General features: G+C 59.6%; 13 protein-coding genes. 3 read left to right on the top strand and 10 right to left on the bottom strand.

From position 1 onward, the window contains the following. Positions 1-307: 307 nt before the first annotated feature. The 3 genes from HU806_RS21665 to HU806_RS21655 form a co-directional block, all read right to left on the bottom strand. On the bottom strand, positions 308-772 hold the full coding sequence (locus HU806_RS21665; RefSeq protein WP_186614208.1) for an inhibitor of vertebrate lysozyme family protein: 465 nt from the start codon (positions 770-772) through the stop codon (positions 308-310). Positions 773-774: 2 nt separating this feature from the next. Then, the gene (locus HU806_RS21660) at positions 775-939 is read right to left on the bottom strand and encodes a DUF1328 domain-containing protein (protein WP_003177151.1); all 165 of its coding nucleotides are present in this window, start codon (positions 937-939) and stop codon (positions 775-777) included. 80 nt (positions 940-1019) lie between these two features. Next, entirely contained in the window at positions 1020-1307 is a 288-nt protein-coding gene (locus HU806_RS21655; protein ID WP_186614206.1) for a hypothetical protein, read from the bottom strand. Positions 1308-1745: 438 nt separating this feature from the next. Here HU806_RS21655 and algB point away from each other — a divergent pair, with 438 nt between their 5' ends. Next, the gene (gene algB, locus HU806_RS21650; RefSeq protein ID WP_186614204.1) at positions 1746-3092 is read left to right on the top strand and encodes a sigma-54-dependent response regulator transcription factor AlgB; all 1347 of its coding nucleotides are present in this window, start codon (positions 1746-1748) and stop codon (positions 3090-3092) included. A 10-nt stretch (positions 3093-3102) separates the two neighbouring features. Further along, positions 3103-4893, top strand: coding sequence for an ATP-binding protein (locus tag HU806_RS21645; protein WP_186614202.1), 1791 nt, complete (start codon positions 3103-3105; stop codon positions 4891-4893). A 7-nt stretch (positions 4894-4900) separates the two neighbouring features. On the opposite strand, the gene HU806_RS21640 is transcribed toward HU806_RS21645, so the two are convergent. The 7 genes from HU806_RS21640 to HU806_RS21610 form a co-directional block, all read right to left on the bottom strand. Next, the gene (locus HU806_RS21640) at positions 4901-6514 is read right to left on the bottom strand and encodes an EAL domain-containing protein (protein ID WP_186614260.1); all 1614 of its coding nucleotides are present in this window, start codon (positions 6512-6514) and stop codon (positions 4901-4903) included. 75 nt (positions 6515-6589) lie between these two features. Continuing rightward, positions 6590-7369: an N-acetylmuramoyl-L-alanine amidase gene (locus tag HU806_RS21635; protein ID WP_186614200.1), complete on the bottom strand. Its 780-nt coding sequence runs from the start codon at positions 7367-7369 to the stop codon at positions 6590-6592. A 102-nt stretch (positions 7370-7471) separates the two neighbouring features. After that, positions 7472-9493: a GGDEF domain-containing protein gene (locus HU806_RS21630; protein WP_186614198.1), complete on the bottom strand. Its 2022-nt coding sequence runs from the start codon at positions 9491-9493 to the stop codon at positions 7472-7474. Next, positions 9490-10368, bottom strand: coding sequence for an endonuclease/exonuclease/phosphatase family protein (locus HU806_RS21625; protein WP_186614197.1), 879 nt, complete (start codon positions 10366-10368; stop codon positions 9490-9492). Before HU806_RS21625 ends, HU806_RS21630 begins: the two co-directional genes overlap by 4 nt. Positions 10369-10383: 15 nt before the next feature. Then, a complete protein-coding gene (locus tag HU806_RS21620) occupies positions 10384-11028 on the bottom strand; it encodes a thiol:disulfide interchange protein DsbA/DsbL (RefSeq protein ID WP_186614195.1) in 645 nt (214 codons plus the stop codon). Positions 11029-11212: 184 nt separating this feature from the next. Then, positions 11213-11824 (bottom strand): c-type cytochrome, encoded by a 612-nt coding sequence (locus tag HU806_RS21615; protein ID WP_186614193.1) that lies wholly within the window; start codon positions 11822-11824, stop codon positions 11213-11215. A gap of 46 nt (positions 11825-11870) precedes the next feature. Next, a complete protein-coding gene (locus tag HU806_RS21610; RefSeq protein ID WP_186614191.1) occupies positions 11871-12161 on the bottom strand; it encodes a c-type cytochrome in 291 nt (96 codons plus the stop codon). A gap of 191 nt (positions 12162-12352) precedes the next feature. On the opposite strand from HU806_RS21610, the gene yihA reads away from it, so the two are divergent. Further along, positions 12353-12994: a ribosome biogenesis GTP-binding protein YihA/YsxC gene (gene yihA, locus HU806_RS21605; protein WP_003196227.1), complete on the top strand. Its 642-nt coding sequence runs from the start codon at positions 12353-12355 to the stop codon at positions 12992-12994. Positions 12995-13309: the final 315 nt, after the last annotated feature.

Below are 13309 nucleotides of genomic sequence, written 5' to 3'. Positions count from 1 at the left end.
CGCCGATGGTCATGGCGATCGAGCGAGACAATATGCCGCGGCGTCTTGAGGGTTAGGCCAGAAAATAGCCGACCGCTCTAGCAAGAGGTTTAGCGAACTCAAGCTCTACGCAAGTTCGCCAAGTCTGCGCGACTTTGCGAACTTGCGTTGCAGCTTTTTACCTGACCCGGCCCTTTCGCAGGCACCCCTTGTGCCCGTAGGTCACTCCGACCCCGATGGTCAGAACGTCCCAGCCCCCTGGTCATGCTTAGGCCCTCTTCGGGCTTGGCAGGGAGAAAAGCAGGGCTGCTTTTCTCGTTTCAAGAAATCAGTACCAGTTTGGATCTTTCTTGAGCTGTTCCATTAACAGTTCTTGCATACCTTCATCGGGATTGCCGAGGAAGCGATAGTCCGCATGACGGGTTGGCGACTTGTCGGCTGGGAGGCCCGCGGGAACCTCGACCAACATGGCGTAGGCATCCTCCTTGTCGAAACTGACGGCTACGACCAGACGCTTGCTCCTGCAGGTATCCTGGGTTTCGCACAATGGCCCGACCAGGTATTGGTCGCCATCCTCCTCGACCGCATTCATTTGCTCGGAGGCACCGGTCAGGTTCATGACCCACTCCGGCAAACGTTCTTCCTTCTTGACCACGCCCTGCCAGGTCTCACGGTACTGCGGGTCTGCCTGAAGCAGTTGATTGACCCGCATCTGTCCGTCGTTGGCAGCCATTGCCATGGCGCTGCCGCCCAGTAGCAGGGCGGCGGCCAGTCCTTTGAATGACAGGCTCATGATCAGCCTCGGCCGCGACGACCAAAAAAGAAGGAGGCGATGAACATGACCAGGAACACGACAAAGAGAATTTTGGCGATGCCCGTGGCGGTGCCCGCGATACCACCGAAGCCCAGTACTGCGGCAATGATGGCAATGATCAGGAAAGTAATTGCCCAGCTCAACATGATGATTCTCCTTACGCTTTTCTATTTAGTTAGGGTCTGGCGATGATGGTTCCGGCGTAACGGACAGCCGGTTTAGCGGATTAGAAAACCCAGCGCTGTTCACGAGGCATCTCAGTCAACGGCTGCGCCTCGTCCACGTCCATCATTCGCATCGAAGCCGAGGCTTCAGCGAGGGTGCCGGCGGCAATGAAATGGGTTTGGGGAGCACGGTACGTCGAGACCAGGGGCGCTTCCGGCTGCTGGCTTTCATGCCAGAGCAGCAACTGCTGGCCTGCCACGAGAGTGACCAGCAATGCGAGGACGGCCCACAGACCCTGCTGGATATGCAGGGGGGTAATGCGAAACTGGGCGGCACGTTGACGATTCATCCTGAAATTCCTCCGCACCCTAGCGGTGATCTGGTTGAGGCGCTCTAAGACGCCGCTTTGATCAGATCATTGCAGTCGGCATGCCAGAAATTTGCTCTCTATAAACACCTTAGAAATCAACATGTTATGGATACCGTCAAAAGAGCTGAGGGCGCATCCTGCACGATGGGCCAGACGCACGTCGTGCGTTCTGCACGACCCTTCAGAAACTCGGTGTAAGATTCTTTTTGAATTGACGGTCGGAAACGGATGTCGGAATGAGCGAGCCGAACCGTGGGAAGCGAAGGGGAACTAAAAACCGGATGAAAATCAGGCTTTTAGGTGGAGGGCGTCCACAACGAAGCTTTCGATGGGTATTATTCGATCAGAATCGACCATGCAACTTGCCCGATTTTTCTGACACTAACCATCATCATTCAATTAAGGAGCGTAGGAAAAATGGAATCCGCCACTGAGCATCAAGGCCGCATTCTGCTGGTGGACGATGAGTCCGCCATCCTGCGTACCTTCCGTTATTGCCTGGAAGACGAAGGCTACAGCGTCGCTACCGCCAACAGTGCCGCCCAGGCCGAAGCCCTGCTGCAACGCCAGGTGTTTGACCTGTGCTTCCTTGATTTACGCCTCGGTGAGGACAACGGCCTCGATGTACTGGGACAGATGCGTATCCAGGCGCCCTGGATGCGCGTCGTCATCGTCACCGCCCACTCGGCTGTGGACACCGCCGTCGATGCGATCCAGGCCGGGGCCGCCGATTATCTGGTCAAGCCTTGCAGCCCGGACCAATTGCGCCTGGCGACCGCCAAGCAACTGGAAGTACGCCAGCTGTCCGCCAGGCTCGAAGCATTGGAAGGCGAGGTGCGCAAGCCAAAGGACGGCCTCGACTCTCACAGTCCGGCGATGAAAGTGGTCCTTGAGACTGCCCGCCAGGTTGCAAACACCGACGCGAACATTCTGATTCTCGGCGAGTCCGGCACCGGTAAGGGCGAACTCGCACGGGCCATCCATGGCTGGAGCAAACGCGCGAAAAAATCCTGCGTCACCATCAACTGTCCGTCGCTGACCACCGAACTGATGGAAAGCGAATTGTTCGGTCACAGCCGCGGTGCGTTCACCGGAGCCAGCGAAAGCACGTTGGGTCGGGTCAACCAAGCCGATGGCGGCACGCTGTTTCTTGACGAAATCGGCGACTTTCCCTTGGCTTTACAGCCAAAGTTGTTGCGTTTCATCCAGGACAAAGAGTACGAGCGGGTCGGTGATCCCGTCACCCGTCGCGCCGATGTGCGTATTCTCGCGGCCACCAACCTCAATCTAGAGGACATGGTGCGCGACGGGCGCTTCAGGGAAGATCTGCTGTATCGCCTGAATGTCATTACCTTGCACCTGCCGCCACTACGCGAGCGGACCGAGGACATCCTGACCCTCGCCGACCGCTTCCTGGCGCGCTTCGTCAAGGAGTACGCGCGCCCAGCGAGAGGGTTCAGCGATGAGGCTCGCGAGGCCCTGCTAGGCTATCGCTGGCCAGGCAATATTCGCGAGCTGCGCAACGTGGTCGAGCGCGCCAGCATCATCTGCCCGCAGGAAAAAGTCGAAATCAGTCATTTGGGCATGGCCGAGCAACCAACCAACAATGCGCCGCGCATTGGCGCCGCGCTGAGCCTGGACGAACTGGAAAAGGCCCACATTGGCGCAGTATTGGCTACCGCCGACACACTCGACCAGGCCGCCAAGACCCTGGGTATCGACGCCTCTACGCTGTACCGCAAACGCAAGCAATACAACCTGTGAGCGGCACCTTATGAAACTGGCGATGAAGCTCCGTACCCGGCTGTTTCTCAGCATTTCGGCGCTGATCACCGTGGCATTGCTGGGATTGTTGCTTGGCCTGGTCAGTGTGTTGCAAATGGCCAACACCCAGGAACAATCGGTACGCGACAACTTCGTCTTGCTGGACCTGGGCCTCAAGTTGCGCCAGACGCTGGGCGATCAACTGATGATCATGCTTGAGGAAAAGCCCGACCTGGCGGCGCTGGAAGAGTCCAAACGCGAATATTTCGAGTTGTTGGACGAAGGTATCGCCCATGAGCGGGAGCTGGATGACCCCGCAACCAGCTTCACCCGCGCCAAGGCCGACTACGTCAGTTTCCTCGAGGCCTTCGATGCCTCTCGCCAGCAACCGACACAGCTGACCGGCATCCAGGACCTCACTGAAAAATTCAACGTATTGCGTGGAGGCCTGATCGAAGGGTACCGACATGCCCTTAATAAAATCGGCGAAACCCAGGACCGCGCCCGCGAACGCGCGTTACTGATTTCCGCCCTGCTGGGGCTGGTGGGGTTGGCAGTCCTGATCATTGGCTTCGTGACCGCCCATGGCATCGCCCGACGTTTCGGCGCACCGATCGAAGCCTTGGCCGCTGCGGCCGATGACATCGGCCAAGGCAATTTCGAGGTGACTCTGCCGATTTCGTCGGCGGCGGAACTGAATCTGCTGACACGCCGCTTCGGCATCATGGCCCAGGCGCTGCGCGAACATCAGGCGACCAATGTCGATGAATTGCTCGCCGGGCAGCAGCGCCTGCAAGCGGTGCTCGACAGCATTGACGACGGCTTGCTGATGATTGATCGCCAAGGCCGGCTGGAGCATTTGAACCCGGTGGCCCAACGGCAGCTGGGCTGGGACGAGGAGCGTCTGGGCCAAGGCCTGGGCGAGGCGCTTGGACGTGTGGAATTGGATGAAGAGCTGCAACTGGTGTTGCGCGGAGGCACACAGGAACGCGCGCCCGATGACTTGAGCATTGAGGTGGATGGCGAGTCGCGAGTGCTGACCTACAGCCTGACACCGGTTATCCACACCCAAGGCCAAATCCTCGGGGCAGTGATGGTCTTGCATGACGTCACCGAGCAACGGGCCTTCGAACGCGTGCGCAGCGAGTTCGTCCTGCGGGCGTCCCATGAGCTGCGCACTCCGGTGACTGGCATGCACATGGCATTCGGGTTGCTGCAGGAGCGCATGCATTTCGCCGAGGACTCCCGCGAGGCGGACCTGCTCAATACGGTCAATGAAGAAATGCAGCGGCTGATGCAGCTGATCAATGACCTGCTTAATTTTTCCCGCTACCAGAACGGCTTGCAAAAGCTCACCCTGGCGCCTTGCTCCATCGAGGAACTGTTGGAAGCGGCGAGGATGCGGTTTGCCGCACAGGCCGAGGCCAAGGGCATCGAGTTGCTTGTGGAAATCCAGGGTCCTTTGCCGCGCCTGCACGCTGACGCCGCGCAGTTGGACCGGGTCCTGGACAACCTGATCGATAACGCCATGCGCCACACCAACGACAACGGCCAGATTCGTTTGCAGGCCCGACGCCATGGCGAGCGGGTGATCATCAGCGTTGAAGATAACGGCGAGGGGATTGCCTACGGCCAGCAAGGACGGATCTTCGAACCTTTCGTCCAGGTCGGACGCAAGAAGGGCGGTGCCGGCCTCGGCCTGGCGCTGTGCAAGGAGATCGTGCAGCTCCACGGTGGACGCATGGGCGTCTATTCCCGGCCAGGGCAGGGCACCCAGTTTTATATGGCCCTGACAGTCTGAGCAGGCGTCAGGCTTCGTCGTCCAGGCGTCGTCCAAGCCGACGCCGCCCGCGGGTAATCAATTCGATCAGTTGCACCGCGCTGAGCGCGTGGGCGAACAACCAACCCTGACCAAACTTCACGCCTTCGCTGCTCAAATACGACGCCTGGGCCTCATGCTCGATGCCCTCGGCAATCACCTTGAGCTGCAATGCATGAGCCATGCGAATGATGTGCGGGGCTACGCCACTGCTGGCGGCATCGTGACCCAGGGCGTCGATGAACGCCTTGTCGATCTTCAGGCAATCGACCGGCAGTGTTTGCAGGTAAGCCAGGCTGCAATAACCCGTGCCGAAATCATCGATCAGCACCTGATGCCCTACATCACGCAGCGATTGCAAGTTGTCCCGGGCAACCAGCGCATCAACCAGCCCGCGCTCGGTCACTTCAAAGGCAATCTGGTGCGCCGACACGCGATGCAGCGCCAGCAAACGGGCGATCACTTCTCCAATTCGCGGCACCATCACGTCACATGCCGCCAGGTTCACCGAGATGTACAAGTGGGGATTGGCCCGCAATAGCTGGCCCAACTGATCGAATAGCCGCTGGAGGACAAAATCGGTTATCTGGCGGATCTGCCCGGTGTCTTCAGCCATCGGGATGAACAGGTCCGGGCTGGTGAGGGTTCCGTCTGGCCGACGCCAGCGCAGCAGGGCCTCGGCGCCTACGCAGTTGCGGCTGTGCAGGTCGAAAATCGGTTGGTAAAGCACCTGCATTTCACCGCGCCGGATGGCCCCGTGCAGTTCCGCGTCCATGGATTGGCGCTGACGTGCCAGCAAGAGGACCTGGAAGCCAATGCCCAGCCCCAACATCAGGCTGATGGGCAGCAACCACCAGGCATTGGTCGGAATCTGCAAGCTGCTGCGCGGCGCTATCAACACCAGTTGATATTCCGGATTGTCGGTCGACATTCGGTAAATCAGCCGGGTCTGAGTGACTTGCAAGGCGCTTTGACTTTTGGGTGGCCAAGGTTCCGTCGGCGGCCAACGCTGCTGGGTGCCCAATACCGGAATGGCTCGCTCACCTTGATCAAGAACCACCAGCAGACTGCTGCCGGGGGGCAAATCGACAACGTCGGTCAGGTGTCCGCGAGACGTCGCGACCCGGAAATTGCCGCGCCCCAACATCAACGCAGCGCGATCTTCGTCGGGCTCCGTGGTGGTGTTGAGCCAGTAACTGTAGGACGGCCCCCGCAAGTCGGGTGGGCGAATCCACGACAAACCGCTCTGGCGCGGGCGGTTGGAGCATACGCCGCTGCTGTCGATATAAGCCGCCTCGTATACAAAACGATAGTTGAAGCTCACCTGTTGCAGGGTGGCGATCATGTCATCGTTGCAGCCGCGTAAAGGTTGAGCCTGCAAGTCATCGAGGCTTTCGCGCAGTTGCCCGAAAAGCTGTTCCAAGCGCTGTAGAAAGCGTTCGCCCTGGGCATTCATCTGTTCGCTTTCACGCTGCTGGATCTGCTGCACTACCACAAACAGACTTCCCGCCAGCAACATTACCGTACTCAGGGCAGCCGCTATCATCGCCAGTAAAGTAGGGCGATGGAGCCAGCTTTGCAGAGTCTCGCGGGCAGCCGTCATCATTGGTAATCCGAAAGTTACCAATGAGTTATAGCTTCTGTTTTGAATTTAGCCCGGCCAGTCGGACGGGCGTCATTATTTTGTCTGGTTGAGCACCTGCAAAATCGCCGCGCTTTGCGCGTCCGGCACGCCGTCGAACCGGGCCGGCCGATAGCGCATCTGGAAGGCCGCCAGGACCTGATGAGTGGCGACGTCCCATTCGCCAGTGCGCGGAGTGGGGTAGCCAAGGCGGGCCAGCTCGGCCTGGAACCAACTGGCGCTCGGTAGCTGCTCGGCGTAAGCGGCTTGCTGCCGTGCCACAGCCTGTTCGTCTGGCCAGACACCCAGGCCGGCCTGTGCCAGGCGCTTCCACGGAAACAACGGCCCCGGATCCAGCTTGCGCATGGGCGCAATATCGCTGTGCCCGATGATATTGACGGGGTTGATCGCGTTACGTCGGGTGATGTCCTTGAGCAAGACAATCAAGGATTGCACCTGAGCCTCGCTGTAGGGGAACCAGAGACGCCCGGTCGGCGTATCGATGTAGCCTGGATTGACGATTTCAATCCCGATGGAGCTGGAATTGAGCCATGTCCGGCCTTGCCATTCGCTTTCACCGGCATGCCATGCGCGCCGACTTTCATCGACCAGCTTGTAGATGGTCGCGTCCTTATCGTCGCCGATGAGGTAATGGGCGCTCACTTCGCCGTGGGTCAGCAGCGACAGGGAGCGCTCAAGGGACGCCGAAGTGTAGTGCACCACGACAAACTGGATGCGGCTGTCATGATTGACGGACGGATGGCTGGTGTCGAGCCGGGGACCGCTCGCACAACCGGCCAGGACAAGCAACGCAACGAGGAGCGGGAGAGATTTCATGGCGAAGAGCGTACACGCAGGGAAATAATGCAACAGTGTAACGTATAGGCCCGTGGATGACCGACCAAAGCCCAGATATTAAACAAATGGAACAATTGGGCCTCAGCTTAGCTCCACTCGGTTACGCCCGGCATTTTTTGCGCGATAAAGCGCCTGATCGGCTCTTTTAAGCACCGTATCGCTGTGTTCTCCTGGCTTGAATGCCGTCATGCCCATAGACACCGTGACCGTTACCGGTTCGCCTTTGAAATGGAACGGACAGGCTTCGATGGCCGCGCGCAAGGCTTCGGCCAGTTTCGCCCCCGCCGCCAGCGGTGTATCCGGTACCAACAAGACAAACTCCTCGCCGCCAAAACGGGCGATGAAGTCCCCGCCGCGCACGCGCTTGCGCAACACCGAGGCGATGAGTTTCAGCACGCGGTCACCGGCCAGATGGCCATAGTTGTCGTTGATCCGCTTGAAGTGATCGAGGTCGAGCATGGCAATCAACAAGCTGTTGCCGTGTTGCTGCCACTCGCCAACTTCCCGTTCGAGGCGCTCGGTCCAGGCCGCCCGGTTAGGTAAACCGGTCAGCGGATCGACCAGCGCCTTTTGCCGCTGCTCTTCCAGATTTTCACGGACGATCAACGCGTCCTGCTCCATCAGCGCCACACGCTCGGCGAGGCTTTTCAGGCGAGCCGAGACCTCATGCTCACGCTGGGCACGCTGCTTCTGATGCTGGTCCATCGTGCCCAGCAGGCCTTCGAGGTGGTTTTCCAAAACTTGCTTGAGGCCTTCCAGATCTTCGGCTTGCTGCACACTGCTCTGCAAGCCATCGACCTGCTCGCGGATCTGCGTGTCCATTTCCATGGAGGCGGACAGATTGTCGGCATGGTCTGCACTGGCGGCCTGCAAGCTGCTCTGGAATGACTCCAACCGATCATTGAGTCGCTGCAGATAGGCTTCGAATTCATGCTGGCCGCTGTCGGTGATCGCCAGCATCAAGACCGCAAGATCGTCGAGGATCGGCAGCAGTTCATACCAGTTCAAGCCGTTTTGCAGGCGCTCACGCATGGCTTCCGCTTGGGGTCGATGACGCTCGGGCAGCGTCAGGTCACCCAGCAGGCCCAGCAGGGTGTCTTCGATATGCCTGGCGACCGAGCTGTAGGAAGGCTCGGGGGAGTCGGGCAGGGCATAGTGAGCCTCTTCGGAATCAACCGTTGCGGGAAGCTCGGTGGGTTCTGCGGGCGCAACCGGTGTCTCGTTGAGCGGGGGCGCCTCTGGCGTCAACTCGTCGGGATTTTCCAGTGTTGGCGCGGGTTCGACGTGTTCATTGTCGGTCGGTGCCGGCTCCAAGCTCGGCGGCTCCACTGGCTTGGCCATTACCGGCGCGGGGGCAGGCTCCTCGACGGGCGCACTGGATATGACCGGCTTGGGCGGCGTGTCAGGCGCGTGGACTGGCTCCGCTATCGGTGCGGGAGCGGGAGCGGGAGCCTCAAAGATTGCACCGGCTTCCGGCTGCGCAGGGGCGAGCGGTGCTGGGGCCGGCAACGCCGTTTCCATTGCGGACGCTGCGCTCGTCTGCACAGGCGCGGGCGGCTGGTGCGGTACCTCTTCATGGCCATGGCCACCGAACAATCGTTGCAGCAGGCCCGGACGGCTCGGCTCGTCAGGCATATCCAGCACGCTCAGGGCCTTGCCCTGCAAGCTACTCAATTCGCTGAGCAACAGGGGAATCTCCCGAGCTTGGCCGACCCGGGCCTCCAACTGCTTGGAAAATTTCTTCAAGGGCCGGCTGACGTCCTTCGGCAGCGGCAACGTTTGCAGCTGGGCGACCAAGGCGGTCAGTGCGGCGCTCATTTGTTCGATCCGAGTCTCGCGGCGCTGCTCGGAATCGAGTACGGCTTTCTCCAGCCGCGGCAGCAGGGCGGCGAGGGCGGCGTCCATATCGTCGGTGCGCACGACTTCGCGCATCTCTTTCATACACTGGTCTACAACCCGGTCAGTGCCCTCGGCGGCCAAAGTACTGCGCACCAGGCCGCGACGCAGCAAGTCGAGCCGAGCGTCCCAACGACGCTCAAGCTTTTCCTGCTGTTCGATGCTCTTGAGGTATTTCTCTCTCCAGCGTTCGGCGTCGTCGCTCATTCATCGGATCCACGAGGGGCAGGACTCAGGGCGGGAAACGCGTCAGCCGTGAGCGAACCCGGCAAACGTATTTCGACCGCGACTGGCAAGTGATCGGAAATGGGCTGGGCCAACACCTCGAACCGTTCGAGGGTCAGGGTCGGGCTCAGCAGGATATGGTCCAGGCAACGCTGGGGACGCCAGCTGGGAAATGTCGCTTCCAGTTGCGGGGCAAGCAGGCCAAGGTCCCGCAGAGGAGATGTCTGCAGCAAATCGTTGGCATGGGTATTCATGTCGCCCATCAACACCTGGTGCTTGTAGCCACCAATCAACTCACGAATGTAGGCCAGTTGCATCGTTCGGGTACGAGCACCGAGGGCCAAGTGCATCATCACCACGACCAACGCCTCCGGCCCTTCGCCGAAACGCGCCAGTATCGCTCCGCGCCCCTTGGGGCCCGGCAACGGATGGTCTTCGATCGCCCACGGCCGCAGGCGGCTCAGCACGCCGTTACTGTGCTGGCCGAGCCGGCCGAGGTTACGATTGAGTTGTTGGTACCAATAAGGAAAGGCGCCCAGTTGGGCGAGGTGTTCGACCTGATTGACGTAGCCGGACCGCAGGCTTCCGCCGTCGGCCTCTTGCAGCGCGACCAAGTCGAAGTCCTTCAACAGGTCGCCGATTTTCTGCAGATTACCGGCACGTCCGGTGTGCGGCAGCAAATGTTGCCAGCCGCGAGTCAGGTAATGCCTGTAGCGCTCGGTACTGATGCCAACCTGAATATTGAAGCTGAGCAACCGCAGGCGGCTGTCGGCCGGCAGGCCCGTGGATGCGACATGATGCTCGTTGACCCGTGGTTCATGTAGGCCAACGATGCGTTCGGTACTCCAGCGGGCCATGGGCGAGGGCCGCGCTTAGTTGGCGGCAGCCTTGGTGGCCGCTCGCTCTTTGGCGATCAGCTTGTCGGCCAGTTGCAGCGCTTCATTCGCACCGCCAGCAGAGCCGATGTCAAAGCGGTATTTGCCATTGACGACCATGGTCGGTACGCCGGTGATTTCGTATTTCTTCGCCAGGTCCTTGGCCTTGGTGATCTGGCCCTTGATAGCGAAGGAGTTGAAGGTTGCCAGGAACTTGTCCTTGTCGACGCCTTGGGTGGCGAGGAACTCGGCCATGTCCTCAGGATCGGTCAGGCGCTTCTTTTCATTCTGGATTGCATTGAACACTGCTGCGTGGACTTGATGCTCGACACCCATGGCTTCAAGGGTCAGGAACATCTGGCCGTGGGCATCCCATGGGCCACCGAACATCGCAGGGATGCGGACGAAGTTTACATCGGAAGGCAGCTTCTCAACCCAAGGGTTGATGACCGGCTCGAACGCGTAGCAATGCGGGCAGCCGTACCAGAACAGCTCCACCACCTCGATTTTGCCAGGCACGGCCACCGGTACGGGGTTGGTCAACTCGACGTAGGGGGCCTTCGATTCTTCGGCGTTGGCTTGGGCAGCCATGCCGAACAGGCTGGCGGCGACGAGCGCGGCGCTGATGATCAGATTACGCATGCTTTACTCCTGGACAATGGGTGGCCTCGCGAGACCTGTTTCTAAGACAGGCCGTGGCGGGTTCAAGTTCTCTAGTGTAACGGCAGCGGCCACAAAAAAGGGCGGCCAAAGCCACCCTTTTGATGCTCGCATCGACAGATTAATCGAGCGTTAACGTTGCGAGGGGCATCCCCTCGCAACGGCCTTAGTGCAGGCCCTGGATGTAGCTGGATACGGCTGCGATATCTTCGTCGCTCAGCTTGCGAGCGATGGTGCGCATGGTCATCGCATCGCCATCGTTGGCACGACCGCCTTCTTCCTTGCGGAAATCGGTCAGTTGCTTGGTGATGTATTGGGCATGCTGGCCGCCCAAGTGCGGGAAGCCGGCGGCAGCGTTGCCTTTGCCATCTGGGGAGTGGCAGCCCGTGCAGGCTGGCAGGCCTTTTTCCAGATTGCCACCGCGGAACAATGCTTCGCCGCGCGCAACGAGTTTTGGATCGGCAGCGCCTACGCTGCCCTTCTGGCTGGCGAAATAAGCCGCGATGTCCGCCAGGTCCTGATCGTTCAGATTGTTCAGCAGGCCCGTCATTTCCAGCACGACACGCTTGCCGTCCTTGATTTCCTTGAGCTGCTTGGTCAAGTAACGCTCGCCCTGGCCCGCCAGTTTCGGAAAGTTGGGCGCCATGCTATTGCCATCCGGGCCGTGGCAGGCCCCGCATACGGCCGCTTTCGCCTGACCGGCAGCGGCATCGCCAGCGGCGTGGGCTACGCCGGATATCCCCAAGGTCAACAGCAGACTCACGATCAGTTTGTTCATCAGCTAATCCAACTACGGCTAAGGGTTAAAGAGTTATGGGCCGGGTTTACTCGCTCATCCACTGGATGATGGCTCGGTAATCCTCGGCACTGCAGTCCATGCACAAACCACGCGGCGGCATCGCCTTGAAACCCTGGGTCACGTGTTGCACCAGCGTCTCCATACCTTTCGCCAACCTCGGCGTCCAAGCTGCCTGATCACCCTTGCGGGGCGCCATGGGTAGTTGGCCGGAATGACAGGCACCACAAACACGGTTGTACACAGCTTCCGGATCCTGTGTAGCCTGAGCGCTGTAAAGCGGCATCAAGACACCGGCAGCTAGCAGCCATTTCGTCATAAAACGACCTTTTCAGGGTTGAGAGCGAGCTGCGTTCTAGTGCGCAATTTCGGTCGGTCGCTCCCGTGAGCTTCATCCTACGCTGGGACAAAGCGCACACAAAATCTGCGGCATTATATACTGGCGTCACTGAAACGGAAACGACACAGCTTGCCGCGTCCATTCCCGACGCCGCCCACATCGGAAATCCCATGCAACTGAAGAACCCCATCCTTGGCCTGTGCCAACAGTCCACCTTCATGCTCAGCGCCGCCAAAGTCGACCAGTGTCCCGACGATGAAGGTTTCGAAGTGGCCTTTGCCGGGCGTTCCAACGCCGGCAAGTCCAGCGCGCTGAACACCCTGACCCATGCCAGCCTGGCACGCACCTCGAAAACCCCAGGCCGCACACAGCTCTTGAACTTCTTCAAGCTAGACGATGAACGGCGTTTGGTCGACCTGCCCGGTTACGGTTATGCCAAAGTGCCGATTCCGCTCAAGCAGCATTGGCAGCGCCACTTGGAAGCCTACTTGGGCAGTCGCGAGAGTTTGAAAGGGCTCATCCTGATGATGGACATCCGCCATCCGATGACCGACTTTGACTTGTTGATGCTCGATTGGGCAGTCGCCAGCGGCATGCCGATGCACATTTTGTTGACCAAGGCCGACAAGCTCACTTACGGCGCAGCGAAGAACACGCTGCTCAAAGTGCAATCGGAAATCCGCAAGGGATGGGGCGACGCGATCACCATCCAGCTGTTTTCGGCGCCCAAGCGTATGGGTCTGGAAGAAGCCTATACCGTGCTGGCCGATTGGATGGAACTGGCGGACAAGGGCAGCGAAGAGGCCGAGTAAGCCAAATCGCAGGCAAAAAAAACCCCGGACTTCTTATGGGGAGGGGGAAGTTCGGGGTCCAAGTTCCGGACCGCTAGGGCGGGGTCCAGATATCTGCCAACACTTAACACAACATAGGAGCATTGAAGGGCTTCACCAGCCATTCAAAATCTCTGAGTGGCAATTCACGGGTTTAGTTCAGATTATTTTTGGAAATAACCGTAGGAAGTTTCCGAGCTAACGAAGCCGTCGCTGGCATTGCGGTGACTCCCTGTGGCGAGGGAGCTTGCTCCCGCTGGCTGCGCAGCAGGCCTCGCCACAAAAGCCCTAGGCCTC

Source organism: Pseudomonas sp. SWRI154 (genome assembly GCF_014268645.1).
Lineage (GTDB): Bacteria > Pseudomonadota > Gammaproteobacteria > Pseudomonadales > Pseudomonadaceae > Aquipseudomonas > Aquipseudomonas marvdashtae.
The sequence above is the reverse complement of the archived record's forward strand: the minus strand, read 5'-3'. Positions and strand labels throughout refer to the sequence as shown.

Excerpts from the sequence above, each read along its gene's own strand:
- HU806_RS21630 (WP_186614198.1), bottom strand. The coding sequence starts at position 9,493 with ATGAGCGACGACGCCGAACGCTGGAGAGAGAAATACCTCAAGAGCATC.
- HU806_RS21635 (WP_186614200.1), bottom strand. The coding sequence starts at position 7,369 with ATGAAATCTCTCCCGCTCCTCGTTGCGTTGCTTGTCCTGGCCGGTTGT.
- HU806_RS21610 (WP_186614191.1), bottom strand. The coding sequence starts at position 12,161 with ATGACGAAATGGCTGCTAGCTGCCGGTGTCTTGATGCCGCTTTACAGC.
- HU806_RS21620 (WP_186614195.1), bottom strand. The coding sequence starts at position 11,028 with ATGCGTAATCTGATCATCAGCGCCGCGCTCGTCGCCGCCAGCCTGTTC.
- HU806_RS21640 (WP_186614260.1), bottom strand. The coding sequence starts at position 6,514 with ATGACGGCTGCCCGCGAGACTCTGCAAAGCTGGCTCCATCGCCCTACT.
- HU806_RS21615 (WP_186614193.1), bottom strand. The coding sequence starts at position 11,824 with ATGAACAAACTGATCGTGAGTCTGCTGTTGACCTTGGGGATATCCGGC.
- algB (WP_186614204.1), top strand. The coding sequence starts at position 1,746 with ATGGAATCCGCCACTGAGCATCAAGGCCGCATTCTGCTGGTGGACGAT.
- HU806_RS21655 (WP_186614206.1), bottom strand. The coding sequence starts at position 1,307 with ATGAATCGTCAACGTGCCGCCCAGTTTCGCATTACCCCCCTGCATATC.
- HU806_RS21625 (WP_186614197.1), bottom strand. The coding sequence starts at position 10,368 with ATGGCCCGCTGGAGTACCGAACGCATCGTTGGCCTACATGAACCACGG.
- HU806_RS21665 (WP_186614208.1), bottom strand. The coding sequence starts at position 772 with ATGAGCCTGTCATTCAAAGGACTGGCCGCCGCCCTGCTACTGGGCGGC.
- HU806_RS21660 (WP_003177151.1), bottom strand. The coding sequence starts at position 939 with ATGTTGAGCTGGGCAATTACTTTCCTGATCATTGCCATCATTGCCGCA.
- yihA (WP_003196227.1), top strand. The coding sequence starts at position 12,353 with ATGCAACTGAAGAACCCCATCCTTGGCCTGTGCCAACAGTCCACCTTC.
- HU806_RS21645 (WP_186614202.1), top strand. The coding sequence starts at position 3,103 with ATGAAACTGGCGATGAAGCTCCGTACCCGGCTGTTTCTCAGCATTTCG.